This is a genomic window from Lentzea sp. NPDC036949, assembly GCF_055608075.1.
In genome coordinates, this window is record NZ_JBVJRA010000002.1 from 357,026 (window position 1) to 383,908 (window position 26,883).

The 26,883-nt window shown below is 72.6% G+C and carries 19 protein-coding genes; 2 read left to right on the forward strand and 17 right to left on the reverse strand.

Features of this window, described 5'->3' with window-relative positions:
- Positions 1 to 7: 7 nt before the first annotated feature.
- The 4 genes from ACZ7CD_RS07665 to ACZ7CD_RS07680 all read right to left on the reverse strand — a co-directional run bounded on the left by ACZ7CD_RS07665 (position 8) and on the right by ACZ7CD_RS07680 (position 3,976).
- A complete protein-coding gene (locus ACZ7CD_RS07665; RefSeq protein WP_458432385.1) occupies positions 8 to 1,096 on the reverse strand; it encodes an acyl-CoA dehydrogenase family protein in 1,089 nt (362 codons plus the stop codon).
- Entirely contained in the window at positions 1,093 to 2,565 is a 1,473-nt protein-coding gene (locus ACZ7CD_RS07670) for an amino acid adenylation domain-containing protein (protein WP_470378550.1), read from the reverse strand. Before ACZ7CD_RS07670 ends, ACZ7CD_RS07665 begins: the two co-directional genes overlap by 4 nt.
- A gap of 188 nt (positions 2,566 to 2,753) precedes the next feature.
- Positions 2,754 to 3,014 (reverse strand): acyl carrier protein, encoded by a 261-nt coding sequence (locus ACZ7CD_RS07675; RefSeq protein ID WP_360383711.1) that lies wholly within the window; start codon positions 3,012 to 3,014, stop codon positions 2,754 to 2,756.
- Positions 3,014 to 3,976 carry a chlorinating enzyme gene (locus ACZ7CD_RS07680; protein ID WP_360383708.1) on the reverse strand — a complete coding sequence of 321 codons (963 nt, stop codon included), beginning with the start codon at positions 3,974 to 3,976 and terminating at the stop codon, positions 3,014 to 3,016. Before ACZ7CD_RS07680 ends, ACZ7CD_RS07675 begins: the two co-directional genes overlap by 1 nt.
- Before the next feature lie 598 nt (positions 3,977 to 4,574).
- On the opposite strand from ACZ7CD_RS07680, the gene ACZ7CD_RS07685 reads away from it, so the two are divergent.
- On the forward strand, positions 4,575 to 7,070 hold the full coding sequence (locus ACZ7CD_RS07685; protein WP_470369154.1) for an AAA family ATPase: 2,496 nt from the start codon (positions 4,575 to 4,577) through the stop codon (positions 7,068 to 7,070).
- Between the two features lie 46 nt (positions 7,071 to 7,116).
- On the opposite strand, the gene ACZ7CD_RS07690 is transcribed toward ACZ7CD_RS07685, so the two are convergent.
- From ACZ7CD_RS07690 to ACZ7CD_RS07735, 10 genes are all read right to left on the reverse strand, one after another.
- Entirely contained in the window at positions 7,117 to 7,929 is an 813-nt protein-coding gene (locus tag ACZ7CD_RS07690; RefSeq protein ID WP_470378551.1) for a [LysW]-aminoadipate kinase, read from the reverse strand.
- A gap of 53 nt (positions 7,930 to 7,982) precedes the next feature.
- On the reverse strand, positions 7,983 to 8,999 hold the full coding sequence (gene argC, locus ACZ7CD_RS07695; RefSeq protein ID WP_470378552.1) for an N-acetyl-gamma-glutamyl-phosphate reductase: 1,017 nt from the start codon (positions 8,997 to 8,999) through the stop codon (positions 7,983 to 7,985).
- The gene (gene lysW / locus ACZ7CD_RS07700) at positions 9,000 to 9,173 is read right to left on the reverse strand and encodes a lysine biosynthesis protein LysW (RefSeq protein WP_360383697.1); all 174 of its coding nucleotides are present in this window, start codon (positions 9,171 to 9,173) and stop codon (positions 9,000 to 9,002) included.
- 67 nt (positions 9,174 to 9,240) lie between these two features.
- Positions 9,241 to 10,188, reverse strand: coding sequence for a transketolase family protein (locus tag ACZ7CD_RS07705; RefSeq protein WP_470378553.1), 948 nt, complete (start codon positions 10,186 to 10,188; stop codon positions 9,241 to 9,243).
- On the reverse strand, positions 10,185 to 11,000 hold the full coding sequence (locus ACZ7CD_RS07710) for a transketolase (RefSeq protein WP_470378554.1): 816 nt from the start codon (positions 10,998 to 11,000) through the stop codon (positions 10,185 to 10,187). The genes ACZ7CD_RS07705 and ACZ7CD_RS07710 overlap by 4 nt, the downstream gene beginning before the upstream one ends.
- Positions 10,997 to 12,313 carry a DegT/DnrJ/EryC1/StrS family aminotransferase gene (locus tag ACZ7CD_RS07715; protein ID WP_470378555.1) on the reverse strand — a complete coding sequence of 439 codons (1,317 nt, stop codon included), beginning with the start codon at positions 12,311 to 12,313 and terminating at the stop codon, positions 10,997 to 10,999. The genes ACZ7CD_RS07710 and ACZ7CD_RS07715 overlap by 4 nt, the downstream gene beginning before the upstream one ends.
- The gene (lysX, locus tag ACZ7CD_RS07720; protein WP_458432378.1) at positions 12,310 to 13,170 is read right to left on the reverse strand and encodes a lysine biosynthesis protein LysX; all 861 of its coding nucleotides are present in this window, start codon (positions 13,168 to 13,170) and stop codon (positions 12,310 to 12,312) included. The genes ACZ7CD_RS07715 and lysX overlap by 4 nt, the downstream gene beginning before the upstream one ends.
- Positions 13,171 to 13,185: 15 nt before the next feature.
- On the reverse strand, positions 13,186 to 14,277 hold the full coding sequence (locus ACZ7CD_RS07725; protein WP_470374028.1) for a M20/M25/M40 family metallo-hydrolase: 1,092 nt from the start codon (positions 14,275 to 14,277) through the stop codon (positions 13,186 to 13,188).
- Entirely contained in the window at positions 14,277 to 17,363 is a 3,087-nt protein-coding gene (locus ACZ7CD_RS07730) for a non-ribosomal peptide synthetase (RefSeq protein ID WP_470378556.1), read from the reverse strand. The genes ACZ7CD_RS07725 and ACZ7CD_RS07730 overlap by 1 nt, the downstream gene beginning before the upstream one ends.
- Before the next feature lie 146 nt (positions 17,364 to 17,509).
- Complete coding sequence (locus ACZ7CD_RS07735) at positions 17,510 to 20,524, reverse strand: non-ribosomal peptide synthetase (protein ID WP_470378557.1); 3,015 nt, start codon at positions 20,522 to 20,524, stop codon at positions 17,510 to 17,512.
- A 128-nt stretch (positions 20,525 to 20,652) separates the two neighbouring features.
- On the opposite strand from ACZ7CD_RS07735, the gene ACZ7CD_RS07740 reads away from it, so the two are divergent.
- Positions 20,653 to 21,360: a sulfotransferase-like domain-containing protein gene (locus ACZ7CD_RS07740; protein WP_470378558.1), complete on the forward strand. Its 708-nt coding sequence runs from the start codon at positions 20,653 to 20,655 to the stop codon at positions 21,358 to 21,360.
- A gap of 72 nt (positions 21,361 to 21,432) precedes the next feature.
- Here the strand turns inward: ACZ7CD_RS07740 and ACZ7CD_RS07745 are convergent, their stop codons facing one another.
- Genes ACZ7CD_RS07745 through ACZ7CD_RS07755 form a run of 3 tightly spaced genes read right to left on the reverse strand, consistent with a single transcriptional unit; the run spans position 21,433 to position 26,755 of the window.
- Positions 21,433 to 22,368 carry an acyl-CoA dehydrogenase family protein gene (locus ACZ7CD_RS07745; protein ID WP_470378559.1) on the reverse strand — a complete coding sequence of 312 codons (936 nt, stop codon included), beginning with the start codon at positions 22,366 to 22,368 and terminating at the stop codon, positions 21,433 to 21,435.
- Entirely contained in the window at positions 22,368 to 23,480 is a 1,113-nt protein-coding gene (locus ACZ7CD_RS07750) for an acyl-CoA dehydrogenase family protein (RefSeq protein WP_458432373.1), read from the reverse strand. Before ACZ7CD_RS07750 ends, ACZ7CD_RS07745 begins: the two co-directional genes overlap by 1 nt.
- A complete protein-coding gene (locus ACZ7CD_RS07755; protein ID WP_470378560.1) occupies positions 23,477 to 26,755 on the reverse strand; it encodes a non-ribosomal peptide synthetase in 3,279 nt (1,092 codons plus the stop codon). The genes ACZ7CD_RS07750 and ACZ7CD_RS07755 overlap by 4 nt, the downstream gene beginning before the upstream one ends.
- Positions 26,756 to 26,883: the final 128 nt, after the last annotated feature.

The following is a 26,883-nucleotide window of genomic DNA, read 5'->3' on the forward strand; positions in this document are numbered from 1 at the left end:
CCACTCCTCATCGCCCCGACTCGAAGATCAAGTCACGCATGAGCTCGCTCGCGCCGGCCGCGATGGTCCCCGCCATCGCGTCGCGGTACAGGCGGGCCGGCGCGGAGTCGTCGAGATACCCCCGCGCCCCGTGGAACTGCACGCACGCCTGTGCGGCCGCGACCGCCAGCTCGGTCGCCGTGAGCTTGAGAACGGCAGCGGCCTTGGTGTCCAGCCGCCCGGCGCAGTGCTCCTCCGCCAGCCGGTGGGCGAAGGCCCGCACGAGCTCGAACTGGGCGTCCAGGTCGGCCAGGCGGTGCCGCACCGCCTGGTTGGCGCTCAGCGCCTCACCGCGCACCCGGTGCGACCGCACGAACGACCGCAGCAGGTCGAGGCAGTGCCGGACGCCGCCGACCGCCAGCAGACCGGCGACCAGCCGTTCGAAGTCCAGCGCCGGCATCAGCTGCAGCAGCGCCCGGTCCGGCCGGCCGATCACCCCGTCCGCGACCACCCCGTCGAACGACACCCGGCACGTGCCGGCCGCGCGCCAGCCGAGCGTCCGCTGCGGGTGCCGGGTGATGCCGGGGGAGCGGCCGTCCACCACGAACAGGCTCGCCCCGGACAGCACGCGGGTGGTGCCGCCCTCACGGGTCTTGGCCAGCACGACGAAGTAGTCCGCGGTGGAACCGTTGGCCACGTAGAACTTCTCCCCGGTCAGCCGGTGACCGGCACCGTCCGGTTTGGCCACTGTGGACAGCGAGGACAGGTCCGTTCCCGCGTTCTGCTCGGTGATGGCCAGCGCGGCGATCCGGTCCGGCCTGAGCCAGGCCGCCCGCTGGGCGTCGGTGCCGAACATCCGCAGGTAGGCGGGTGCCATGTAGGCGTGGACACCGATGGCCGCGCGGACGCCGGCGTACCCGGTGCCGCCGAGCTCCTCCAGGAACACGGCGCTGCGCAGGAAGCCTGGGCCCTCGTGCGGCAGGGAGAGCAGACCGGTCTCCGCCAGCGCACGCCACCCGTCGGCCGGGATGTGCCCCTGCTCCTCCCAGCTGTCGGCGTGCGGCAGCACGACCGCGTCCAAGACGGACCGGATCTCTTGGCGGATGTCGTCGCTCATGACCCGGACCGCAGTGACGACAGGAGGGCCTCGCGGTCCACCTTCCCGTGCGCCGACAGGGGGAGCGACGCGCGGACCTCGATCACCGCGGGCACCATGTACGGCGGCAGGCGGTGCGCCAGGTGCTCCCGCAACGCCTCCGCCGGCGCGTCCGAGACGGCGAAAGCCATGAGCACCCGTTCGCCGGTGCCGGTGACGTGCACGGTGACGAAGGCCTGGCGCACGTCCGGGTGCCCGGTCAGCACGTGCTGGACCTCGCCCAGCTCGATGCGATGACCGTTGACCTTGACCTGGTCGTCGTCACGGCCCTGGAACACGAGCACGCCGTCCGCCTCGAAGTACGCGAGGTCACCGGTGCGGTACAGGCGTTCGGTGACGCCGTCGACCTCGCAGTCCACGAACCGCCGCGCGGTCTCCTCCGGCATCCCGAGGTAACCGGGGGACAGGCCGGGACCCGACAGGCACACCTCACCCGTCTCACCCGGCTCGCACAGCCTGTCGTCGCGGACGAGGTGCACGCGGGTGTTCTGGATCGGCCGCCCGATCGGCAGCGGCCGGTCCTCCGGCTGCGGCCCGGTGAGCGGGTAGTAGGTGGCGAACGTGGTGCATTCGGTGGGGCCGTAGACGCTGACGATCCGGCCCGCGCCGTAGTACGCCAGCGCCTTTTCGACGTGCGGCAACGAGTGCGCCTCACCGCCGGTGAGAACGGTGTCGACGGTGCCGAGGGCGTCGACGTCCTCGTCGACCATCGTGTTGAACAGCGCCGTGGTCAGGAAGACCGTGCTGACCACGTGCCGGCGGACCACCCGGCGCAGCTCGGACAGCCGGACGAAACCACCGGGGTAGACCACGCACGTGCCGCCGTTGAGCAGCGCTCCCCAGATCTCGAACGTGGCCGCGTCGAAGGTGACCGGCGCGAGGAACAGGGTGACGGCCCTGTCGTCGAGCCGGGTGTAGCGGGCGTCGTGGACCAGCCGGACGACCGACCGGTGCTGGATCGGCACGCCCTTGGGCCGCCCGGTCGACCCCGAGGTGAAGTTGACGTACGCGATGTCCGTGGGCAGCACGGCGACCGCGGGGTCCGCGGCACCGTCACCGTCCGAAGAGGACACATCGGTCACCTGGCACCGCGGCAGCCGCGCCGCCAGGACCTCCTGCCGGTCGGTGACCACCCGGTCGCAGTCGGCGATGCCGAACATCACGTGCAGGCGCTCGTCCGGCCAGGACGGGTCGAACGGCAGGTACACCGCCCCGCACTTGACGATCGCGAGCAGCGCGACGACGAGCTCGCACGACCGCCGCACGCACACGCCCACCACGTCACCGCGCCGGCACCCCTGTCGGACGAGGTGCCCCGCCAGCCGATTGGCCGCCGCGTTCAGCTCCGCGTAGGTCATCCGCCGGTCGCCGTGCACGAGCGCGGTCGCCTCGCCGTTCCGCCGGGCACGGTGTTCGAACAGCTCCTTCATGCTGCTGTCCGACGGAAAGGGAACCGACGTGTCCACATTGGCCAGAGCGTGCACATCGCGCGCTCTGGGTCCGGCGGTGAGCCGTTTCATGCGCTTCCCCTCGACATCTGCTCCCTGCTTCCGGGTGGACGGCGTGGAGGGGTGACCCCCGGCAGGCACACCGGGGGCCACCCCTCATCGCGGTGCGCCTACGCCGGTGACGCGTCGGCCTGCTGCCCGTTGCGGGCGATGCTCTCGGCGATCTCGCGGACGCTGCTGTTGCTGAACAGGTCGTCCGGCGGCAGCGCGTCCTCGCCGTAGGCCTCCTCGGCCCTGGCGATCAGCTTGACCGCCGTCAGCGAGGACCCGCCGGACCGGAAGAAGTCGGACTCCGCGTCCACGCTCAGCCCGAGGTCCTGACAGGTGGTCACGACCCACTTCTGGATGGTGTCGATGTCGTCGGTCGCCATCAGGCCGGCACCCCGTCCCTGACGGGGAAGCGGAAGCCGTTCACGGTGGTCTCGACGAACTTGTTGTGCCCGAAGTTGTCCCGGCCCGAGGTGAGCACGTTGCCGAACTTCTCCAGGCTGGCCGCACCGCCGAACTCGGCGAGCGCGTCGGAGTGCGGGTAGACGCGCACGGAGGTCGGCAGGTAACGCCCCGCGAAGCCGAGTCGCATCTGGTCGGTCTTGCCCGCGTGCGGGTGCGAGGCGTGCATCAGCGTGGACCAGAAGATGATGAACTGGCCCTGCCTCATCGCCTGCGAGACCGCTTTGGACTCGTCCGGGGACCAGTTGGGGTCCTTCTGCAGCTGCCGGTAGTCGTAGCCGAAGAACCCGCGGCGCACCCCGCCCTTCTCCTGGTTGTTGATCAGCTCCGGGTTGTAGTCCATGACCTTGGACTCGTCGTAGTTCATCGACTTGTGGGAGCCGGGGATGAACTGCAGGCAGCCCATGTCCACCGACGCGTCGGTGAACGCCGTCCACACCGTGATGGTGCCGCCGAAGTCCGCGTCCTCCGGCCACACGATCTGCGGGTGCTTCGAGCCGGCCACGTTGGAGAAGTTGTCGGCCTGGTGCCAGTCCGTACCCTCGTCACCGGGGTACTTGGGGAAGAACTCCGAGCGCCAGCACAGCGTGTCCGGCCCGAGGATGCTCGACACCCGGTCCACGATCTCCGGCCGGGTGATGTGCTCGGCCAGGAAGTCGACGTCCAGGTGCCGGTCGTAGTTCGACAGGTTGGTCACGCCGGAGATGGTCTTGCCGCCGCCGTACACGGCCTTTTTCGTGTTGATCAGTTTCGGCCGCAGGGCCTGCAAATGCGCGGCCATCTCCTCGGGCTCGTAGAGGTCGAATGGACCTATGTATCCGTCGCGGTGGAACTTCGCGAGTTCCTCGTCGCTCAGTGTGAACGCCTTGCTTTCGGATACCATGATTACCCCTGCCGTTCCGAAAATTTGCACGTCGAATTTGCGCGGAAGTGGTCTTGTCGGTGAACAATCAATCGAACGCGGGCAGCACGAATGGAGCCGGCCGGACGGCTCGGCGTCAACTGTCAGGTTCGTGAGATCAACGGTCGCGTGCTACCTCGCCAGCGACGATCAGGTCAGGCCTGCGCTCTGCCGGTGGAAGGCCTGCGCGGATGTCTGGTATTTCCAGTTCGCGACATGTCAACCCCCCGGTCGGCCCCCAGTGCCATTTCTGGGTCACAGCCCCCATGTCGCTGGACCCGAAGCGAACGTAACCAAATCTCCGCAGGCGTGTCAAGGTTCCCCCTGACGTGCGCCGGATTAGCCAGACTTGCCGCCGTGTGGTGTGCGGGTAATACTGACAGGCGGGTACTGGGGTCTATTCGTGCAGATTCATACACGCATGGGTGTATGCCGATGCGCACACGAGTGCGTACGGCGTGCACGCACTGGTGCGCGCCTGCGGGTGTGCGCCAACGGCGGTATGTCTCTGTCGAGGAGGGAGCCGTCGATGCTCGGGGGCGGGCTTGGCAGGACGGGAGAGTTGTCCGGGCAGTCGGTCTTGAGGGGCAGGACGCGGGAGCTCGAGTTCTTCGACCACCTGTTGGGAACCTTCGGCGGGAGCCCGGTCAGGGTGCTGGAGCTGGCCGGTGAGCCCGGCATGGGCAAGACCCGGCTGCTGGCCGCGTTCCGGGAACGGGCGGAACGCGCGGGTGTGCTGGTGGCGCACGGCGAGGCCGTGGGCAAGCCGCTGATGACGGAGTTCGCGGTGTTCGCCGACGCACTGGACGACCTGCTGGCGGCAGGCGGTGCGCGTCTGCTGTCCGGAATGGACCCGCGGGCGGCAGTCCGGTTGCCGGAGATGTTCCCCGTGCTGCACGCGTCCGGCGCCACCCGGACACAGCCGCAGGAACGGCGGTACTGGGCCTGTCAGGGCATCCGCGCGTTGCTGGGGAAGCTGAGCGAGGACGCACCGCTCGTGCTGCTGCTCGACGACGTGCACAACGCGCAGCAGAGCTCCGTCGAGATGATCCTCAACCTGGTGCGCCGCCCGCTGGCCGCACCCGTGCTGCTCGTGCTGACCCACCGTCCCCGGCAGACGCCGGTCGACCTGGTCAGCGCGCTGGGCACGGCGGCGGAGACCGGTGCGGTGCGGCGGATCGAGCTGGGACCGCTGGACCCGGCCGACTCGGCGCGGCTGCTGCCCGCCACCATGCGGCCGGGTCGCCGCAGGGTGCTGCACCGGCTCAGCGGCGGGCAGCCAGGACTGCTGAGCGCGCTGGCCGCCGGTGCGCACGACGACACGGCGGTCGTGGACGACCTGCCGTCGCCGCACCCGGTCGCGGCGGCCGTGGGCGTGGACCTGCAGGCGCTGGGACCGGAGGGGCGGTTGTTCGCCCAGGCCGCCGCCGTCGTCGGCGACGCGATCGACCCGGTGCTGGTGGCCGAGGTCGCCGAGCTCGAACACGACCGCGCGTTGGCCGGCCTGGACGAGCTGATCGCCCAGGACCTGGTGCGCACCAGGGACAACCGGCTCGGTTTCCGCGACGGCGTGGTCAGGGCGATCTGCTACCGGCAGTCGGGTGGCGGGTGGCGGATCGGTGCTCACGCCAGGGCCTACGAGGCGCTGTGGAAGCGCGGCGCACCGCTGGCCGACCAGGCGCACCACCTCGAACGGTCCGGCAAACCGGCGACCGAGCGGGACGCCGAGACGCTCCTGGCCGCGGTCAGGAGCACCGGTGACCGCATGCCCGGCGCGGTGTCGCGCTGGCTGCGGGCGTTGCTGGAGCGGCACGACCTGCACCGCGGCGAGCTGGTCACCCGGCTCGCGAGGGCCACCGCGCTGTCCGGGCGGCTGGCCGAGAGCCTGCCGGAGCACCAGCAGGCGTGGCGGCACCACGACGAGCTGGACCCGGCGACCCTCACCGGCCTGGCCGAGTCCCACGTCCGGGCGCTGCGCCTGCTCGGCAGGTTCGACGACGCGGCGGAGGTGGTCCGCACGGCCGTCCGGCACGTCGAGGTGCCGCTCGCCCTCGCCGAGATCGCACTGGACAGCGGCGGTGACGTGGCCGGTCTGCTGGACACCGTCGCACCACTGGCGCAGGCCGATCCGCGCGCGGCGGCCGTGCACAGCGCGATGCTCGCCACACTGGGCCGCGGCACCGAGGCGGCGGCAGTGGCCGACAGCACCGCCGAGGCGCTCGACCGACTGGGTGATGACGTCACGTCGACGTGTGAAGCGCTCGACTGGCTCGGCTGGGCGAACATCTGGTCCGGCCGCACCGCGCACGCGCTGACCGAGTTCACCCGCGGGCTGGAGCTCGCCGAGCGGCACCAGCAGGTCCACGTCCTCGGCCGGCTCCACCTCGGCCTGGCCACCGCACACCTGCGCGACGGCGCGCTGGGACTGGCGGTGGAACACGCGCAGGACGCGAGTGCGCTCGCCTCCTCGACCGGCTCGGCCGGGGTCGCGGTGCGGACGAAACGGCTGTGCGCCGAGATCCGGCACGTGATCGCGAGCGGCGGCACGGCGGTGCCGGGGTCGCTGTGCGCGGTGCTGGCCGGGCTCAGCTCGGCGGTGGGCAGGAACGACGAGGCGCGGTTCTGGCACGCGCTGGAGGACGAGCTGCTGTCCCGGCGCGGTCCGGCCGACCAGCTGGGGCTGACCCTGCTGGCGCTGGCGTGCCTGGAGTCGGTGACCGAGCAGAAGCAGGCGCGGCAGCTGGTGCGCGCGGCCGTCGCCGTGCTGTCCGCCCGGTCGCACCCGGTCCTGCTCGCCGTGCTGCACCTGGACGGGGCACCCGTGCGCGCGGCGGGGGAGGCCGAGGTCGAGGACTTCGAGAAGGCCGTCGTGGAGCGGCTGAGCCTGTTGAGCGTGCGGGAGAACCAGGTGGCCGAGCTCGTGGCGAGGGGACGGACCAACCAGCAGATCGCGCGGGCGTTGACGTTGAGCCACAAGACGGTGGAGACCTACCTGCGCCGGATCTTCGACAAGCTGGAGGTCTCGTCCCGCTCGGAGGTCGCGGCACTCACCGGCACCATGCGCCGGATCGCGTGACAGCGTTCTCCCCCGGTCGGTTCGCCGGCCGGGGGAGACATGTCTCTCAGGCGAGGGTGACGCGGGTGCCGGCGCCGTCGAGCGCCCGGCTCACCGGCGACTCCGCCCTGCCGTCGGAGATCAGCACCGTCCGCACGCCGCCCTGCAACGCCTCGCGCGCCCCGATCAGCTTCACCGACATGCCACCGGACACGGTGGACGCGCTGGCCGCGGTGAGCGGGTAGCTGCTCAGCAGCGACGTGGGATCGCACAGGTCCGCGAGCAGTCCGGGGGCGGCGGTGAGGAACACCAGCGTGTCCGCCTTGAGCTCGGCGGCCACCGCGGCGGCGACCCGGTCCGCGTTGACGTTCACCGGGCGGCCGTCCTCGGCGACCGCCGGCGGCGAAATCACCGGGGTGTACCCGTTGTCCAGCAGCAACTCCAGCAGCGCCCCGGACACCGAGGTGATCCGTCCGCTGTGGTCGTCGCGGACCAGGACGCGCTTGCCGTCCACCACGGCGCGGACGGCGGCGCGGCGTTCGGCCCGCAGCAGACCGGCGTCCAGCCCGGAGAGTCCGATCGCGCGGATGCCGCGCTCGCCCAGCGCACCGAGCACGGCCGGGCGGACCTGGCCGAGCAGCGCCAGTTGCAGCACCTCCAGGGTGGCCGCGTCCGTGTGCCGGGTCGTGACACCGCTGGCGGAGGTGAGGTGACGTTGGGGCACGTCGAGCCGGTCCGCCAGTGAGTCGACCGTCGCCGAGCCGCCGTGCACCAGCACGACCCGCCGACCGGCGTGGACCAGGTCCGACACGTCCGCGCAGACCCCGGTGGCGTCGACACCGGCCGCCCCGCCGACCTTGACCACGAGCACGCCGTCCATGTCTCTCCTGCCTGTGTCGGTGCCGCGCCGGCGGTCTCAGGCCGGTCGCGGTGCTAGATCGGGTGCAGCCCGACGAAGCCGAGGCCGGTGCTCTCCGCCCAGCCCATGCGGATGTTCAGGCACTGCACGGCGTTGCTCGCGCCGCCCTTGCCGAGGTTGTCCAGCGCCGCGACGGCCAGCACGCGGTCACCGTCCACGGCGAACCCGACATCGCAGAAGTTGGTCCCGGCCAGGATCTTCGGCTCCGGCAGCCGGTACAGGCCACGCCGTTGCGCGACGATCCGCACGAACGGCTCGTTCCCGTAGGCGGTGCGGTAGGCGCGGCGCAGGTCGTTCTCGGTGACACCGGAGGCCGTGGCGTGACACAGGACCTGAGCCCCGCGCACCGCCTCGACGCCGGTCGCCGTCATCCGCACCCGCAGCCCGGTCTCCTGCTCGACCTCGGCCTCGTGCCGGTGCCGGACCGCCGCGAACACCCGCATCGCCCCGCTGCGCTCGGAGTGCAGGTTCATCCCGGTCGCGGTCGCGCCGGAACCGCTGGAGCCGATCTTGGCGTCGATCGTCACGTCCTGGTCGACGATCCCGGCCAGCGGTGCCAGCGCCAGGATCGCCGCGTTCGCCATGCACCCCGGCACGCTGATCCGCGCCGCCGTCCGCAGCGCGTCCCGGTGGCGTTCCGGCAGTCCCGGCGTGAACCCGGCCAGCAGGTCCGGCGCCGGGTGCGCCGAGCCGTAGTACGTCTCGTAGACCGCGGGGTCCTTCAACCGGAAGTCCGCGGTGAGGTCGACGACGAGCGGTGCGGCCGGGCCGATCGCCTGGACCAGCTCGGCGGCCTTCCCGTGCGACACGGCGATGAACAGCACGTCGTGGGAGCCGAGCTCGTCCGGGTGCGTGAAGGTCAGCGAGGTGTGGCCGCGCAGGTTGGGGTGCAGGCTGTCGACCCGCTTGCCCTGCTGGCTCGCGGAGTAGGCGCGCGTCACCTCGACCTCGGGGTGGGCGGTGAGCAGCCGGAGCAGCTCACCGCCGATGTACCCGGCCGCGCCGACGACGCCGGCGGAGATCGAGGTCACCTACTCGCCCCAGTCCTCGTCCATCTCGGGAGCCAGCGCCAGCACCAGCGGCTCGGCGGTGACGACCTCGAGCTCGCTCATGCAGTCGGGGCACTCCACGATCTCGTTCTGCGTCACCGAGCTCGTGATCTCGATCGCGCCCTCGCACTCGGGGCACGCCGTCGCGGTGGTCATGGCTCCTCCTCTGATGTCCAGCCGAGCATGTGGTCCGTGCACTCCCCGAAGTAGTCCGGAGAGTCCCCTACAGCAGGGCCTCGGCCGCCGCGACGACGGCTTCCGCGCTGACCCCGGTCGCCGCCAGCAGTTCCAGCTCGTCGCCGACGACGTCGAAGAACGAGGTGGGGACACCGATGCGGCGAACCCGGCACGGCGCGGTCTCGGCGAGCACCTCGCAGACCGCGCTGCTCATGCCGCCCTCCAGCACGTGGTCCTCGACCGTGACGATGCCGCGGGTCTGCTCGGACGCCGCCACGATCGCGTCGCGGTCGATGGGCTTGACGGTGTGCATGTCCAGCACGCGCGCGCTGACCCCGGCCGCGGCGAGCAGGTCGTGCGCCTGCAGGGCCAGCACGGCCGGGTACGGCCCGGTGGCGATGATCGTCACGTCGTCGCCGTCGCGCAGCCGCGTGGCCTTGCCGAGCACGAAGTCGTCCGGCGACTCGTGCACGAGCGGGGTGGCCGCCCGGCCCAGCCGCAGGAACAGCGGACCGGGCAGGTCCGCGGTCGCCCACACGGCCGCCTCGGTCGACACCGAGTCCGACGGCACGACGACGGTCATGTTCGGCATGGTGCGGGCGATGGCGATGTCCTCCAGCGCGTGGTGCGTGGGACCGTAGTGCCCCGCGGAGAACCCGGCGTGCGTGACGACGATCCGCACCGGCAGGTTGTTGCCCGCGACGTCGACCTTCATCTGCTCGCACGCCCGGCACGCGGCGAACGTGCTGATGGTGTTGGCGTAGGGCAGGAAGCCCGCGGAGGCCAGTCCGGCGCTGACGCCCATCATGTTCGCCTCGGCGATGCCCACGTTGGTGTACCGGTCGGGGAACCGCTCGCCGAAACCGGTCTCCAGCCCGCCCATGTCGGAGTCCACGCAGAACACCCGCGGGTCCCGCTTGGCCAGCTCGCCGAGGACCCGGCGGTAGACCTCGCGGGTGGGCACCAGGACGCCGGGGGCTGTCTCGACGCTCATGACGTCCTCCTCGACCGCGCCCGCAGACCCGCCTGCGCCCTGGTGAGCAACGCGGGGGTCAGCGTGACGTGGTGGCTCTTCTTCTTGTCCTCGAACAGCGGAACGCCCTTGCCCTTGACCGTTCGCGCGATGACGGCCGTGGGACGACCCGGCTCCAGCGACGCGAAGACCTCGCGCAGCGCGTCCAGGTCGTGGCCGTCCACCTCCACGGCGGTCCAGCCGAAGCTGCGCCACCGGTCGGCGAGCGGTTCGAGGCCCAGGTCCTCGGTGCGGCCGGTGATCTGCCAGCCGTTGCGGTCCACGATGGCGACCAGGTTGTCCAGACCCGCCGCGGGCGCGAACTGGGCCGCCTCCCACACCGAGCCCTCCTGCAGCTCACCGTCGCCCATCAGCACGAAGGCCCGGTACGGGTGCCCCGCGCGTTTGGCGGCCAGCGCCACGCCCGCGCCGAGCGACAACCCGTGGCCCAGCGAGCCGCTGGGGAACTCGACGCCGGGCAGGCGGCGCAACGGGTGCCCCGCGAGCCGGCCACCGCTGGCGGCGTAGGTGTCCAGTTCGGACTCGGGTAGGAAGCCGTTGGCGGCCAGCACGGCGTAGAGGGCGGCGCTGGCGTGGCCCTTGCTGAGGATGAACCGGTCCCGCTGCGGCCAGTCCGGCTCGTCCGGCCGCAGGTCGAGCACCTCGTCGTAGAGCACGGTGAGCAGGTCGACGCAGGACAGGCTGCCGCCGACGTGCGTGCCGGACGGCGAGGAGCCCATCCGCAGGATCTGCTCGCGGTTGCGCAGCGCCTTGGCGGCGAGCGGGGTGGTCATACGGCCGCCTTCGACTGGTGGTCCACGCTGCGTGCGATCGGGATCAGGGTGTCGAGGTTGTCCCACACCTTGCGGATCGCCTCGGCGCACCGCAGCAGCACCGGGCCGCTGTGCGGGTTCAGGTGCCAGCGCTGCAACGTCAGCGACGACTCGATGACCGCCGTGGTCTCCGGGTACTCCCCGCCGCGGACGTCCCCGCCGAGCTTCCACGGGTACCCGCCGAACCCGGCACGGGTCTGGAACGCCTCCTGCATCGGCAGCGGCACCAGCTGGTACGGCTGCAACGGCACGCCCTCGGCGCGCAGTGCGCGGTGCAGGATCGACCGCAGTGCACCGGGACGCACGTCCGGGTGGCCCGTGGCCGCCGGGTCGAAGCGCAACCGCAGGATGTGCCAGGCGTGCGTCCGGTCGGCCGGCACCTCCGGCAGCACGAGCCCCGGCAGGCCGGCCAGCGCGGCGAGCATCGCCTCGACGTTGCGCTTGCGGGCGGCGTCGTACTCCGGCAGGCGCGCGAGCTGGGCGCGGGTGAACGCCGCCTGGATGGCGCTGAGCTTCGCGTTCCCCGCCAGCACGCGGGAGACGTAGTCCCGTTCCCGGCCGCCGCGCAGGTCCTCGCCGAACTGCCGGTGCAGCACGACCTTCCGGTGCAGCTCCGGGTCCGCGGTGGTGATCAGGCCGCCTTCGCCGCACGTGGGCAGGTTCTTGACCACGTTGAGGCTGAACGTGGCGATGTCGCCGAGCGTGCCGGTGCGCCTGCCCCGGTAGGTGGCACCGTGCGACTGCGCGGCGTCCTCGACCAGCAGCAGGTCGTGCCGGTCGGCCAGCGCGCGCAACGCGGTCATGTCGGCGGGCAGGCCGTGCAGGTGCACCACGAGGATCGCGCGGGTCCGCGGGGTGATCGCCGCCGCCGCGGCCTCCGGTGACATGTTGTACGTGACCGGGTCGATGTCTACGAACACCGGCACGAGCATCCGCTGCACGGCACCGATGGCGCTCGCGATGAAGCTCAGCGCGGGCACCAGGACCTCCGCGCCCGGCTCGATCCCGGCCGCGGCGAGCGCCAGCTCGATGGCCGCGGTCCCGTTGACCACCGCCGCGCAGTGCGGGGCACCGACGAACTCGGCCCACTCCGCCTCCAGCGCGGCCACCTCACCGCCGCCGGTGCTGTTGGACGTGAACTGCCCGCTGTCCAGCACGCGCCGGGTCGCCTCGTGCTCGGCGTCCGTGATCACCGGCCACCGGACCTGCTCGGGAGGGACGCTGCCCTTCCCGATCACCCTGGTGCCGCCGAACATCGCCAGCTTGTCGCTCATGCCGCCGCACCGATGCCGAGCTTGCGGGTCGCGAAGTCCACGTAGGCCCCGACCAGGTCCACCGACAGCACCTCGAGTGCGCCGTGGAACTCCGGCGTGTGGTTGACCTCGTTGACGAGGTAGCCGTCGTGCTCGGACTCCAGCACGTCGATGCCGAGGATGCCGTCGCCCACCGCGTCGGCCGTGGCCCGCAGGAGCTTGGTCAGCTCCTCGTCGGGGTCGCAGCGCATCGTCGTGCCACCGCGTGCGGTGTTCGTGCGCCACTCGTCGGACATCTTGTAGATCACGCCGACGACCTCACCGCCCATGACGTAGGCCTTGATGTCGCGGCCGGGTTTGTCGACGTACTCCTGCACGTAGACGACCTGGTGGTGCAGGCCGGGCAGCGCGCTGCGGTGCTCCAGCATGATCTCGGCGGAGTTGCGGTCGGTGGGCCGTGCGGCCAGGTGCCCCCACGACCCGTTCACCGGCTTGGACACCAGCGGGAACCCGAAGTCCTCCAGGTGGTCCAGCGCGTGCTCCGGCGACAGGCTCACGGCCGCCCGCGGCACCGGCAGCCCGGCGGCGTGCAGGGTGAGGGTGGTGAGCAGCTTGTCCCCGCACAGCGCGACGACGTCGGCGCTGTTGACCACGGTGAGGCCGGAGTGCTCCAGCAACCGCGCCGCGTAGACGTTGCGGGTGTGGGAGATCTCGCGGCTGATCACGCCCGCGTAGGCGGGTGTGGGCGCCTGCACCTCGAACAGCGCCCGGCGGGTGTCGATCACTTCCACCGGCACCCCGCGCCGGGCCAGCTCGGCGAGGATCAGCTTCTCCTCGAGCCGGATGCGCGATGCCAGTACGGCGACAGGCAGGTCCATCAGGTCATCCCCTGGTCAGCTCGGTGACATCAGATCGGTGGCGAGCCGGCCGACGGCGTCGGTCAGGACCGTCACCGCCAGCAGGTACTCGGACAGGTCGACGTGCTCGGTGGGCGTGTGGTCCAGGTGCGGGTCACCGGGACCGTACGTGGCGATCGGCACCTGCCACGCCGGACCCAGGACGTTCATGTCCGAGGTGCCGAGCTTCAGCTTGAACTCGGCGCCGCCGGTGTGCTCCCGCACCGCGGCGGCCAGCGCCCTGGCCACCGGGTCGGCGCGGGACCGGCGGATCGCCGGCGTCGTCTCCAGCACCCGGATCTGCGCGTCACCGGCGAGATCGCGCACCTCGGCCAGGAAGGCGGCGGTGTCGAAGTCCAGCGGTGTGCGGCAGGAGACCACCAGGTCGGCGTGGACGAGGTCGCCCGACGTGCTGACCAGGGTGGGGGACAGCTGGTCGAACACCCGGCCACCGGCCACCGCGTACCGCGCGCGCAGCGCCTCCCAGAAGGCCGCGGCGACCTCGCTCGCGTTGGGGTCCGGCGAGCTGGTGTGCGCCTGCGGCCGGTCGACGGAGCAGGTGAACCGCAGCACGCCCTTGTAGCCGACCACGACCGTGCCCACACCGCTCGGTTCGCCGATCACCACGGCGTCCGCGCGCTGGGTGACCGCGACGTAGTGCGCGCCGACGGAGTCGCGTTCCTCGTCGACCGCGCCGACGACCACGATCCGCGCACCGGCCGCCCGTGCCCGTGCCGCGGCGACGATCATCGTCGCGAGCGGTCCCTTGGCGTCCACGGAACCACGCCCGTACAGCTTGTCGCCGTCGAGCCGGACCGGTGGCCCGCCCGGCACCGTGTCCAGGTGGCCGAGCAGCATGATCGTGGGACCGTCGGCGGCGCCGATCACACCGACGGCGTTGCCGGCGTCGTCCACGTGCGCCTCGAAACCCAGCTCGGTCATGGCGCCGACGACGAACCGGGCCAGCTCGCCCTCCTGGCCGGACACCGACGGGATGGCCACCATCCGGTGCAGGAGGTCGACCGCTCTGCCGTCGGAGACCGCGGCGGTGGGCACGGTGTTCGCGGAGGTGGGGGAGGTGCGGGTCATCAGCCGCGCCCTTCCGGGGCCAGCTCGGCCAGCTCCTCGATCGTGTGCCGGCCGAGCAGCACCTGCAGGGGGAAGTCCAGGCCGAGCTCACGGGTGCGCTGCAACAGGTTCACCGCGCGCAGCGAGTCGCCGCCGAGCTCGTAGAAGTCGTCGCGGATGCCGACCTCGGGCACGCCCAGCACGTCGGCCCACAGCTTCACCAGCAGCGTCTCCACGGGCGTCCTGGGCGGCACGCGGACCGACTCCACCAGGTCCGCCGGTGGCAGCGGCAGCGCGGCGTGGTCGACCTTCCCGTTGTCGTTCACCGGGAACGACGGCACGGTCACGAACCGGCCGGGCACCATGGCGGCGGGCAGCCGGTCGGCGAGGTGGCGCCGCAGCTCGTCCACGGCCACGTCGCCGTCGGTCACGAGGTAGCCGACGAGCCGAGGGCCGCCGTGCTCGTCCGGCCGGACGACCACGACCGCGTCGGTGACCGCCGGGTGCGTGCGCATCGCACTGGCGATCTCCGCCGGTTCGACGCGCTGGCCGCGGATCTTGACCTGGTGGTCGGTGCGGCCGAGGAAGACCAGCTGCCCGTGCGAGTTCCAGTACGCCCGGTCGCCGGTCCTGTAGATCCGCGTGCCGTTCTCGTGCGGCAGGAAGGCGGCCGCGGTCGCCCGCGGCTGGCCGAGGTAGGCGCGGGCGGTCTGCACGCCCGCGATGTGCAGCTCACCGGGAACACCGACGGGCACGGGCTGCCCGTGCGCGTCGAGCAGCAGCAGCTGCACGCCCGGCAACGGGTCGCCGATCGGCACCCGGCTGCTGTCCGCCGCCGTGTCGACCCGGAAGTGCGTCACCTCGACCGCGGCCTCGGCCGGGCCGTACATGTTGTGCAGCTCGACGCCGGGGAACGCGGCGAGGAAGTCCGCCGCCAGCCTTGCCGGCAGCTCCTCGCCGCTGCACTGCACCCGCCGGAGCGAGGGCACGTCGGCGGCGGTGATGCCGTAGTCGAGGAACAGGCGCAGCATCGACGGCACGAAGTGCGTGTGCGTGACGCCGTGCCGGGTGAAGAACTCCTTGAGGTAACGAGGATCGCGGTGACCGCCCGGTGCGGCGAACACCAGCCGGGCGCCCACGAGCAACGGCCAGAGGATCTCGGGCACGGCCACGTCGAAGCCGATCGGGGTCTTCTGGGCGACCACGTCGCCGGTGCCCAGCGGCATCCGCGCCTCCGCCGCGCGCAGCCGGTTGGCCAGGCCCGCGACGGTGTTGACCGCACCCTTGGGCACGCCCGTCGAACCGGACGTGAAGACCACGTAGGACGCGCTGTCCCCGGGCACCTCCACCGGCGCCGCCGGTTCTCCCGTGACCTCGGCGACGTCCACGACGCGGGTGCCGCCGGAGACCCGGGACCGCGTCGCGGCCGAGGCGAGCACGATGCCCGGCTTCGCACCGGCCAGCACCGCCGCCAGCCGTCCATCGGGGTAGTCCGGGTCGAGCGGCAGGTACGCGCCGCCCGCCTTCAGCACCGCCAGCACCGCGACGGCCAGGTCGAGGCCGCGTTCGAGGCACACGCCGACGCAGTCGCCCACCCGGACGCCGTTGGCCCGCAACCACGACGCGACCTCCGCCGCGCGGATGTCCAGCTCGCGGTAGGTCATCGAGTCACCGGTGGCGTCCGCGACGACCGCGACCGCGTCCGGTGTGCGTGCGGCGGTCCGCCCGAACCACTCCGTGATCGACGGCAGCGGCTCGGCGAGCTCGGTCGACCCGGTCATCGCCTCGACCCGCGCCCGTTCGGCCGCGGACAGCACCGGGAGCGTCCACAGCGGAGCGTCCAGGTGCTCGGTGAACTCGGTCAGCACGGTCACGAACGCGTCCAGCACGCGTTGCGCGGACGCCTCCTCGAACAGACCGGTGGAGTACGCCACCTCGGCGGCGAGACCGTCGTCGGCCGGCGCGAGGTACAGCCCCACGTCGAACTGCGCACCGCCGCTGTGCACCGCGACCGGCTGCACCTGCACGCCGGGGAGGCTGAGGTCGCCGCTCGGGGTGTTCTGCAGGGCCAGCACGGTCTGCGGGATCTTCGGGCCGTCACCGCGCGCCTGCTTGATCCACTCGAACGGCACGTCCTGGTGGGCCAGCGCGGTCAGGCAGACCGACCGGCACCGCACCAGCGCCTGCCGCAGCGTCTCCAGCGGGTCGAGCCGCACCCGCAGCGGCAGCGTGTTGACGAAGAACCCGACCACGCCGTCGAGCTCGTCACTGGGCCGGCCGGCGACCGGTGTGCCGATGACGAGGTCGTCCTGGCCGCTCCACCGCGCCAGCACGATCGACCACGCGGCCACGAACACCATGAACTCGGTGGCGTTCTCGCTCTGCGCGGCCGTGGCCAGCCGCTTCACCAGCACGTCCGGCAGTACCGCGCGGACCGTGCCGCCCCGGTAGCCGGTGGCCGAGCCGCGCGGGTGGTCGGTCACCAGGTCGAGCGCGGTCGCACCGGCCAGGGTGGTCCGCCAGAACTCCAGCTGCCCCGCGACCTCGTCGCCAGCCAGGAAGTCCCGCTGCCACAGGGCGAAGTCGGCGTACTGCATCTCCGGTTCTGGCCACCGCGGCGGGGTGCCGCCCGCCAGTGCGGCGTACGCGGCGCCCAGCTCGGCCATCAGGATGCCCAGCGACCAGCCGTCGACCACGATGTGGTGCACGCACAGCACGAGCACCCACTGCGGCTCCGGCGCGTCGGTGATCCGCAGCAACCGCGCCCGCAGCAACGGCGGCGCGGACAGGGTGAACGGCGGCTCCACGACGGCCCGGACCGCGTCGTCCAGCCCGGCTTCGGCCGTGTCCCCGGTGCTGAACGGGACGGTCAGCTCGGAGATCGCGACCTGCGTGACCGCGCCGCCCTCGCCGATCTCGACACCGGTGCGCAGCGCCTCGTGCCGGTCGACGAGCAGCTGCAGCGCCTGGCGCAGGAAGTCCGCGTTCAGGTCGCCGGTCAGCCGCAGCGCGCCGCTGACGTGGTAGGCGCTGCCCGCGCCCATCTCGTGCAGCATCCACAGCCGTTCCTGGCCGAAGGACGCCGGGAAGACGTACGTGTCGGTCACCGGAGCCCTCCCGGGGTGGCGGGGACGCCGGGCTGCCACACCAGCCGCAGCCGGTCCGCGGTGAACGATTCCACGACACCTCCCAATCCTGATCTGCAGACGTTGCCGGTCCCGCGGTGTCCGGGACAGTCGGGGATCTCCCCGGCTCACCCCCGCGGCCGCACCCGCACGTCGTCGTCGGCAGCGGTCACGACGGCCTCGCCTGGCGGGTCCGCCCACGGCGCCGGCAGCGCGGCCCGGTCGAGCTTTCCGCTGGGCAGCAGCGGGAACCGGTCGAGCACCACGTACACCGACGGCACCATGTGCTCGGGCAGCAGCGCGGCCAGGTAGCCGCGCAGCTCGGCGGTGGACGGGCGGTGGTTGCCGCGCAGCAGCACGTACGCGGCCAGCCTGCGTTCGCCGCCGGCGTCGTCGAAGGCGATCACCACCGGTTCGCGCACCGCCGGGTGCGTCGCCAGCTCCGCCTCGACCTCGCCGGGCTCCACCAGGAACCCGCGGACCTTGATCTGCTGGTCCAGCCGGCCGAGGAACTCGACGTCACCGTTGGACAGGAACCGCGCGTGGTCACCGGTGGCGTACATCCGGCCGCCGGGCTCCTGGCCGTACGGGTCGGGCCGGAACCGGTCCGCGGTCAGCCCCGGCCGCCGCCAGTAGCCGCGGCCGGGACCCGCTCCGCCGATGAACAGCTCACCCGGCACGCCGACGGGTGCGGGCCGGCCGTGCCGGTCGAGGATGTAGATGCGGTGGTTCGCGAACGGCCTGCCCCACGGCACGCCGCCCGCGTAGCTGCGGCGGGTCAGCCGGTGGGCGAGGCTGCAGTACGACGTCTCGGTCATGCCGGCCAGGTTGAGCAGCCGGATGCCGGGGAGCAGGTCCGTGAGCTGGCGGGGCAGCGTGGGCGGCATCCGGTCACCGCCCAGGCCGACCGCGCGCAACACGACACCGGGCATGCCGCCGCGCCGGCCGGCGTGACCGACCAGAGCGTCCAGCAGCGCCGGCGCCGAGCTCCACGCCGTGACCTCCTGGCGCACCAGCAGGTCCAACAGCCGGTCGAGGTCCGCGGTCTCCTCGTCGCTCGGCACGACGACGGTCGCGCCCGCCGCGAGCGTGCCGAAGACCTCGTAGACCGACATGTCGTAGTTCAGCGACGAGACCGCCAGCACGCGGTCTTCCTGCGTGAGGTCGTAGGCGTTGTTGACGCCGTGCAGCGTGTTCACCACACGGGCGTGCTCGTTGGCCGAGCCCTTCGGCTGGCCGGTCGAACCGGACGTGTAGATCACGTAGGCGAGCCCCGCGCCGTGCACGGGGACGTCCGGCCGGGAGACGGGCTCGTCCGCGGGCCACTCGGTGTCCAGGCGGAGGAACCGGACCGGGCCGTCGAGGTCCCCGGTCTCGACCGAGGAGTGCGTCAGGACCACCGGCGCGGCCGCGTCCTGCACCATGTGCGCCACCCGCGACCGCGGGTAGCCGGGGTCCAGCGGCAGGTAGGCCGCACCGGCCTTCAGGATGCCGAGCACCGCGACGACCACCAGCTCCGACCGCGGCAGCGAGACGCCGACGAGCTGCTCGGACGTCAGCCCCAGCGCCCGCAGCCGGTGCGCGAGCTGGTTGGCGCGCGCGTCCAGCTCGGCGTAGGTGAGCGTGCGGTCCCCGAAGACGACGGCGGGTGCGTCCGGAGTCCGCTCCACCCACTGCTCGACCACGCCGTGCACGGTCAGCGGGCCCTCGAACGGCGCGGCGGAGCTGTGACCGCTGAGCTCGCCGGTGATCCGGGTGCTCTCGGCCGGCGCGATCAGCGGCAGCGCCGACACGGCCTCGTCCGGCCGGGACACGCCGTGCCGCAGCAGCCGCACGAAGGCGTCGGCCATCCGGGCCGCGGTGTCGCGGGTGAACAGGTCCGCGCTGAACTCCAGGCGCCCGTCCACACCGCCGTCCGCGCTGGGCACGAGGTCGAGCGCCACGTCGAACTTCGTGGCCACCGACCGGACCGGGAGCTCCTCGACGACCAGCCCGCCGAGCCGCACCGGCGCGGGCGGTGCGTCGCGCAGCGCCAGCACCACCTGGACCAGCGGCGCCAGCCCGTCCGTGCGGCCGGCGCCGACGTCGGTGACCACGAGGTCGAACGGGTAGTCCTGGTTGGCCAGGGCCGCGCGGTGCTCCTCACCGGCCGCGGCGACCAGGTCGGCGAACGCCGGGTCGCCGGACAGGTCCAGGCGCAGCGGGAGGGTGTTGGCGAGGAGCCCGACCACCGGCTCGGTCTCGGCCGCGCACCGGCCGGCGACGGGGGAGCCGACCACCACCTCGTCCTGGCCGCTCCACCGCGACAGCACGGCCGTGAACGCGGCCAGCAGCACCGCGAACCGGGTCGTCCCCGCCGTGGCCGCCACGGCGCCGACGGACGTGACGAGGTCCGGTGACAACCGGAACGCCATGGTGTCACCGCGTGCGGTCCGGGCGGCGGACCGCGAGCCGTCCGCCGGCAGCAGCAGCTCACCCGCACCGGCCAGCGCCGTCCGCCAGTGCTCCCGCTGGGCGTCCAGCTCGCCGCGGCGGAGCCGGTCGCGCTGCCACACCACGACGTCGCCGTACTGCACCGGCAGCTCCGGCAGCGGGGACGGCCGGCCGTCGCGGAACGCCTCGTACAACGCGGTCAGCTCCGCGCGGAGCACGCCGATCGACCAGCCGTCGCACGCGACGTGGTGGATGCTCAGCAGCAGCACGTGCACGCGATCGTCGACGCGCAGCAGACTCGCCCGCAGCATCGGCGCCGTCGCCAGGTCGAACGCGGTCGCGGCCTCGCGCAGCACCGCCCGTTCGACGTCGGGCGCGTCCCTGATGTCCCGCACCGGCAACGGCACCGGCGCCGGCGGGCTCACCACCTGGTACGGCACGCCGGCGCGCTCGACGATGTTGGTGCGCAGCACCTCGTGCCGCCGCACGACCTCGTCCAGGCACCGGCTCAGCACGGGCACGTCGAGGTCGCCGGTGAACCGCACCGCGACCGGGACGACGTGCGCCGGCGAGCCTGGGTCCACCTGTTCGAGGAACCACAGCCGTTCCTGCGCCGGTGAGCAGGGCAGCCGTCCGTCACCGCGACCGGCGCGCGGCACCCGGCGCGGTGGGGCCGGCGCCCATCCGTCTGCTGTGGACTCAAGTCGCATGCGGCCGCCCTTCGCCAATCGGTCCCGAGAATCGCGGCCGGCGCACGGGACCCTCAAGTCGGGGACATACCTGGCTTGTCCCGCCCGCGCGGCCTGGGGGACCGTGAGCACCCCAGGAAGGAAGCCACATGATCATCGCCTTGTGGGCGGCCCCGCGCTCCCGGTCGACCGCGCTCTTCCGCTCGATGGTCGAGCACGACGGGCTCCTCGCGCTGCACGAGCCGTTCTGCAACATCTCCGACTACGGCTCGACCACCGTCGGGTCCTGCGAGGTGCACACCCACACCGACCTGATCGCGGCGATCCGGGAGGAGTCGGCTACCCGCACGGTGTTCTTCAAGGACACCACGGACCTCCGTTACGACGCGGTCCTGGCCGACCGCCGGTTCCTGGCCGAGGTGCGGCACACGTTCCTGATCCGCCGCCCCGACGAGATCGCGGCGTCGTTCTACGCGCTCAAGCCGGACATGGTGTGCTCGGACATCGGCATCGAGGGCCAGTACGAGATCTACCGGGCCGTGCTCGACGCGGGCGGGCAGGTGCCCGTCGTGCTCGACGCCGCGGACCTGGTCAGCGCGCCGTCGGAGGTGCTGCGCGCGTACTGCGACCGCGTGGGGATCACCTACCGCGCCGAGGCGACGACGTGGTCCTCCGGCGACCGCTCCGAATGGTCCCGTTCCGCGCGGTGGCACACGGCGGTCAGCAACAGCACCGGGTTCACCGCCACGTCGACCGCGTACGCGGACACGGTGGACAACAACGAGGCGCTCGCGGCGTTCAGCAAGCACCACGAGCCGTTCTACGACCTGCTGTCCACCCACCGCCTGCTTCCCTGACGCGTCTGCAAGTACTGCCAACACCTGTGTTGGCAGTACTTGCAGACGCCGTGGGCACGGCAGGGGAGCAGGTCAGGCGCTCAGCGCCGCGAGCAGTTCGGCGCGGAGGGCGGTTGCCGTCCCGTACCACTGGGCGTCGACCGCCGCGCGCCGGTAGAACAGCTGCGCGTCGCTGTACTCGGTCATGCCGCGCGCGCCGTGCAGGTGCACCGCCTCCTCCGCGCTCTGCCGGGCGACCGCGCCGGCCAGCAGCACCGCCTGCGCTCCCGTCCGCGGGCTCGGTTCCGTGCCGACCAGCGCACGGACGGCCTCGGCTTCCGCGTGCAACGCCGCCAAGCGGTACGCCAGGGCCGTGGACTTGGCCAGGGGCTGACCGAAGACCTTGCGCTCCCGCAGGTGGTCCGCGGTCAGCCGGATCGCCGCCTGCGCCGCGCCGACCAGGTACGCGGCGTGCCGCAGCCGGGCCCTGGCCAGCACCGCCGGGTAGTCGGCCGTCACGTCCCGCACCTGCGCCACCGCGTCCTGGAGCTCGACGGTGTGCAGGTCGCCACGGCCGACATCGTCCTGCCGGCGGGTCCGCACACCGGGCTGCTCGACGGGAACCAGCGCGGCCGCGGTGCCACCGACGACGAGCAGGTCGTCCACATCGGACGCGAACGCCACGAACCGCCGCACGGCCGTGACCCTGCCGTCCCGCAGCACGAACGGCGCGGGCGTGGCGGGGTTGTCGGTGCCGTTCTCCCGCAACGCCAGCGCGACGGTGCGGCCGGGGGAGAGCGGGAACAGCTCCGCGGCCGCGACGGTGTCCAGGAACGGGCTCTGGTACAGCGCGGCGCCCATCAGCTCGGCGGCCCGCAGCACCTCCGCCGGGGACTGCTCGGAGTCCGCGAGCGCGGCCAGCACCTGCCGGCGCGTCTCCTCGTCCTGCGGTGCCCCGCCGCCCCGCGGCCGTTCGCCCAGCCTGCGCAGCAGCGGGGTGGTGTCGTCGTCGAACAGGTCGGTCAGCATCACAGCAGTCCCAGTTCCCCGGTCGCGATGAGGTACAGCATGACTTCGGAGGTGCCGGAGGCCAGGCGCAGGCTCGGCCCGGTCCGGTAGGCCGACTCGACGCTCCCGTGCGCGGGTGCGCCGCCGTCCCACGAGGTGAGCACGGAGTCCAGGCCGTCGACCTCCGCCGCGGCCCGCAGGATCGGCCGGAAGTGCTCGGAGGCGTACCACTTGGCCATGGCCGACCCGCCCGGTGACGGCCGGTCCGCCGCGAGGTTGTGCACCTGCTGCCACGCCAGCGCGTGCGCCGCGGCCAGCCGTGCGTCCAGCTCGGCCAGCTCCGGTGATAGGCGGCCGGTGGCGCGGGCGCGGTCGAGGACGGTGTCCAGCAGGACCCGCGCCTTGGCGTGGAAGTCGATGCCGGTGCGTTCCAGCAGCAGCAACGAGTTCATCAACGTCCAGCCGTCGTGCACCGAGCCGACGACGGCGTCCTCGGTGAGCAGCAGCCCGTCGATGACGACCTGGGTGAACCGGTCGTTGCCCATCGACGCGACGGTGGACACGTGCACGCCCGCGGAGTCGAGGGGCACGAGGAACAGCGTGATGCCGTCCATGCCGACACCGCTGTCCCTGGTGCGGGCCGCGCACAGGGCCATCTCGGCGAACTGCGACTTCTGGTTGTAGATCTTCGTGCCGTGCAGGCGCCAGCCGGCACCGTCGGGGCGTGCCTCGGTGCGCAGGGCGGCCAGGTCGGAGCCGCACGACGGTTCGGTGAACAGCACGGTGGCCATCCGGTCACCGCGCGCCAGTGCGGGCAGGTGCTCCTGCTTCTGCGCCTCCGTCCCGCTGTGCAGCAGGAACGTGCCCACGATGCCGATGCTCAACGTGTGCAGGTCGTCCGGGACGCCCGCGTACAGCATCTCCTCGGTGAGCGCCGCCGCCTCCGCCACACCGAGGCCGAGGCCGCCGTAGCGCTCCGGCCAGTGCGGGGCGAGCCAGCCGCGTTCACCCAGCCACGAGTAGACGGCGAGCCGCCCTGTCTCCGCCTCCGGTGGCAGGGCGCGGATCGCGGCGACCTCGTCCTGAACGCGCCGGGAGGCGAAGAACGCGCGGATCTCCTCGCGGAAGTTCACGACGACCGCCCGTCGACGGCGTCCAGCAACGCGGCCAGCTCGTCGGGGGAGACGTCCGCCAGCTCCCGTTCCTCCACGAGCGCCGCGAGCCCGCCGAGGGTGGCGTGCAGGAAGAGGTCCCGCAGCTCCAGCCGGACCCCGAAGCGCTCCTGGACCCTGGTGGCCACCTGGGTGATCTTCAACGACGTGCCGCCGATGGCGAAGAAGTTGTCCTGCACCGAGATCGACTCGGTACCGAGCAGCTCCTGCCAGATCTCGGCGAGCGCCACCTCGGTCGCCGTCGTGGGCGGGGAGGTCTCCGGCACGTGCGCCGCGCCCGGCCTGGGCAGCTGGGCGCGGTCGAGCTTGCCGCTCGCCGCACGGGGCAGCGACGGCAGCACGACGAAGGTCGACGGCACCAGGTAGACCGGCAGCGACTCGCTCAGCTCGGACCGCAGCACCGCCGTGTCCACGGTCGCACCGGCCGCGGGCGCGACGTACGCCACGAGCTGGGCGTCACCGCCACTGCCGGACACCACCACGGCCGCGTCCTCGACCTGGCGCAACGCCATCACGGCGTGCTCGATCTCGGCGGGCTCCACCCGCAGGCCGCGGATCTTGACCTGGTTGTCGATCCGGCCGACGAACTCCAGGTTGCCGTCCGCGCGCCGGCGCACCAGGTCGCCCGTGCGGTACAGCCGGCCGCCGGGTGCGCCGAACGGGTCCGGCACGAACTTCTCCGCGGTCAGGTCCGGCCGCCCCGCGTACCCGCGCGCCACGCCCACCCCGCCGATCAGCAGCTCACCCGGCACGCCCACCGGCACCGGCTCGCCGAACCGGTCGACGACATAGGCCTGGTAGTTGGCCATCGGCACGCCGATCGGCGGCATCGCGTCGTGGTGCTCGTGCGGGCAGAGGTAGTCGACGCACGCCACCGTCGCCTCGGTGGGGCCGTAGCCGTTGTGGAACATCCGGTTGCCGGTGTTCCAGGCGTTGACCAGCTCACCGGGGAACGACTCCAGGCCGACGAACAACGCCCGCAGGTCCGGCAGGGCCGCCGGGTCGAGCAGCCGCAGCACCGCCGGTGGCAGGTCGGTGACGGTGACCCGCTCGGACCGCATCAGCTCGGTCAGCCGCACCGGGTCCAGCAGGTCCGCGCGGGGTGCCTGCACGAGGGTCGCGCCGCTGCACAGCGCGCCGAAGAAGTCGAAGAGGCTCACGTCGAACGCCGGGTTGGCGAACTGGAGCACGCGGTCGCCGACCTCCAGTCCGAACAGCTCGATCACCGCCGGGGTGAAGCCCGCGATCGACCGGTGGGAGACCTGCACGCCCTTCGGCCGCCCGGTCGAGCCGGAGGTGAAGATCACGTACGCCAGGTTGTCCTGATGCACGGGGAGGTTGGGCCGCGCGGTGTCCTGCGCCGCGACCGCCGGGTCGTCCAGGCACACCGCCCGCACGCCCTCGGGCACGCCCCCGGCCAGGTCGGTGGTCGTCACGACCACGGCCGCGCCCGCGTCGCCGAGCACCAGCTCCCGCCGGGCCACGGGGTGGTCGGGGTCCAGCGGCAGGTACGCGCCGCCCGCCTTCAGCACACCCAGGAACGCCGTCGGCAGCGCGGGCCCGCGCTCCAGCAGGACGCCGACCACCGACTCCGGCCCCACCCCGAGCGAGGACAGGTGCCGGGCCAGTTGGTTGGCCCGCTCGTCGAGCTCCCGGTAGGTCAGCGACGCGCCCGCGAACCGGCTGGCGACCGCGTCCGGCGCCGTGTCCACAACGGACTCGAACAGGTGGTGCAGGCAGCGCTCCTGCGGGCCGTACGACCGCTCCGTCCGGTTGGCCTCGACCACCACCGAGTCGTACTCGTCGTCGGTGAGCAGCCGCACCCGGCCCAGTGGCGTCTCGGGGGCGTCGAGCACGAGTTCGAGCACGCGCCGGTAGTGCGCGAACAGCCGCCGGATCCGGTCGGCGTCGAACAGCTCCGTGGAGTACTCCGCCCACAGCCGCAGCCCGCTCCCGGCCACCTGGGTGACCTGGAACGCGAGGTCGAAGCGGGCGGTTCCGATGTCGGGCGAGTACACCTCGGCGGTCAGGTCGCCGACGGTCGCGGACTCCACCGACGCGTGCTGCAGGGTGAACGACACCTGGAACAGCGGGTTGCGGCTCGGGTCGCGCTCGGGGCTCAGCTCGTCGACCAGCCGGCCGAACGGCAGGTCCTGGTTGAGGTGCGCGTCGATCACGGTCTTGCCGGTGCGCGCCACCAGCTCCCGGAACGTCGGGTTGCCCGCGGTGGAGGTGCGCAGCACCAGGGTGTTGGCGAAGAACCCGATCAGCGGCTCGATCTCGGGCCGGGTGCGGCCGGAGAAGATCGACCCCACCACGATGTCGTCCTGGCCGCTGTAGCGCGCCATCACGACGTTGAACGCGGCCAGCGCGACGGTCAGCACGGTGGCCCGTTCGGCGATGGCGAACGCGGACAGCTTCTCCGCGAGCGGGCCCGGCAGCATGACCTCCTCGATCGACCCCGCCTGCGTGCGGTGCGCCGGCCGCGGCCGGTCCGTCGGCAGGTCGAGCGTCGGCAGGTCGCGCAGCTGCTCCCGCCAGTACCGCAGCTGGTCCTGCGGTGCCTCGCCGGCCAGCCAGTCCCGTTGCCACACCGCGTAGTCGGCGAACTGCACGGCCAGCGGCACGGCGTCGACGGGCGCGCCGATCGCGCGCTGGTAGCTCGTGATCAGCTCGCGCAGCATGATCTCGACGGACCAGCCGTCGGTGGCGATGTGGTGCATGGCGAGCACCAGGACGTACTCCGTGGCGCTCACCCGGCCCAGCGCCGGCCGGAACACCGGGCCGGTGCCCAGGTCGAACGGCTCCCGCACGAGGTCGCCGACGAACGCGTCCACGTCCCCGGCGGCGATGTCGGTGACCGGCAGCGGAACCCGGTCCGGTGCGGGCTCGACCTGCTGGTACGGCACGCCGTTCTCGCTCGGGTAGCGCGTGCGCAGGACCTCGTGCCTCGTGAGGACCTCGGTGAGCGCGCGTTGCAACGCGTCCACGTCGAGGTCGGCCTTGAGCCGCAGCACCATCGGCGCGTTGTAGACCGGCTGGCCCTGCGACCACTGGTCGAGGAACCACAGCCGTTGCTGGGCGAACGACAACGGCAGCCGCCGGTCCCGCGCGGCGGGTTCGATCCGGGTGCCGCCGCCGTGGCTCGCGGTGTGCTGCCGGGTGCGCAGCGCCAGTACCGCTTTGCGCGCTTCGGCGAGTCCACTCGCGGCCGGTCGGGATGGCGGGTTCGGCATGCTCGGCTCCTCGACTGCGCGTCCTCGGCTGCCCGTGGGCGAGCCTCCACCCTGTCCAGACCGCGGGAGCCGGACGAGTCCGGCAATACCCCTACAGGTCCGGCACGGTCCCGGCGTGCCACTCTGCG

Coding starts and splice junctions, on each gene's coding strand:
- ACZ7CD_RS07690 (WP_470378551.1), bottom strand. CDS start 7,929: ATGGACGGCGTGCTCGTGGTCAAGGTCGGCGGGGCGGCCGGTGTCGAC.
- ACZ7CD_RS07710 (WP_470378554.1), bottom strand. CDS start 11,000: ATGACCACCCCGCTCGCCGCCAAGGCGCTGCGCAACCGCGAGCAGATC.
- lysX (WP_458432378.1), bottom strand. CDS start 13,170: ATGGACCTGCCTGTCGCCGTACTGGCATCGCGCATCCGGCTCGAGGAG.
- ACZ7CD_RS07745 (WP_470378559.1), bottom strand. CDS start 22,368: ATGCTGACCGACCTGTTCGACGACGACACCACCCCGCTGCTGCGCAGG.
- ACZ7CD_RS07670 (WP_470378550.1), bottom strand. CDS start 2,565: ATGAAGGAGCTGTTCGAACACCGTGCCCGGCGGAACGGCGAGGCGACC.
- lysW (WP_360383697.1), bottom strand. CDS start 9,173: ATGACCACCGCGACGGCGTGCCCCGAGTGCGAGGGCGCGATCGAGATC.
- ACZ7CD_RS07705 (WP_470378553.1), bottom strand. CDS start 10,188: ATGAGCGTCGAGACAGCCCCCGGCGTCCTGGTGCCCACCCGCGAGGTC.
- ACZ7CD_RS07680 (WP_360383708.1), bottom strand. CDS start 3,976: ATGGTATCCGAAAGCAAGGCGTTCACACTGAGCGACGAGGAACTCGCG.
- ACZ7CD_RS07755 (WP_470378560.1), bottom strand. CDS start 26,755: ATGCCGAACCCGCCATCCCGACCGGCCGCGAGTGGACTCGCCGAAGCG.
- ACZ7CD_RS07665 (WP_458432385.1), bottom strand. CDS start 1,096: ATGAGCGACGACATCCGCCAAGAGATCCGGTCCGTCTTGGACGCGGTC.
- ACZ7CD_RS07715 (WP_470378555.1), bottom strand. CDS start 12,313: ATGAGCGACAAGCTGGCGATGTTCGGCGGCACCAGGGTGATCGGGAAG.
- ACZ7CD_RS07675 (WP_360383711.1), bottom strand. CDS start 3,014: ATGGCGACCGACGACATCGACACCATCCAGAAGTGGGTCGTGACCACC.
- ACZ7CD_RS07725 (WP_470374028.1), bottom strand. CDS start 14,277: ATGACCCGCACCTCCCCCACCTCCGCGAACACCGTGCCCACCGCCGCG.
- ACZ7CD_RS07735 (WP_470378557.1), bottom strand. CDS start 20,524: ATGCGACTTGAGTCCACAGCAGACGGATGGGCGCCGGCCCCACCGCGC.
- ACZ7CD_RS07740 (WP_470378558.1), top strand. CDS start 20,653: ATGATCATCGCCTTGTGGGCGGCCCCGCGCTCCCGGTCGACCGCGCTC.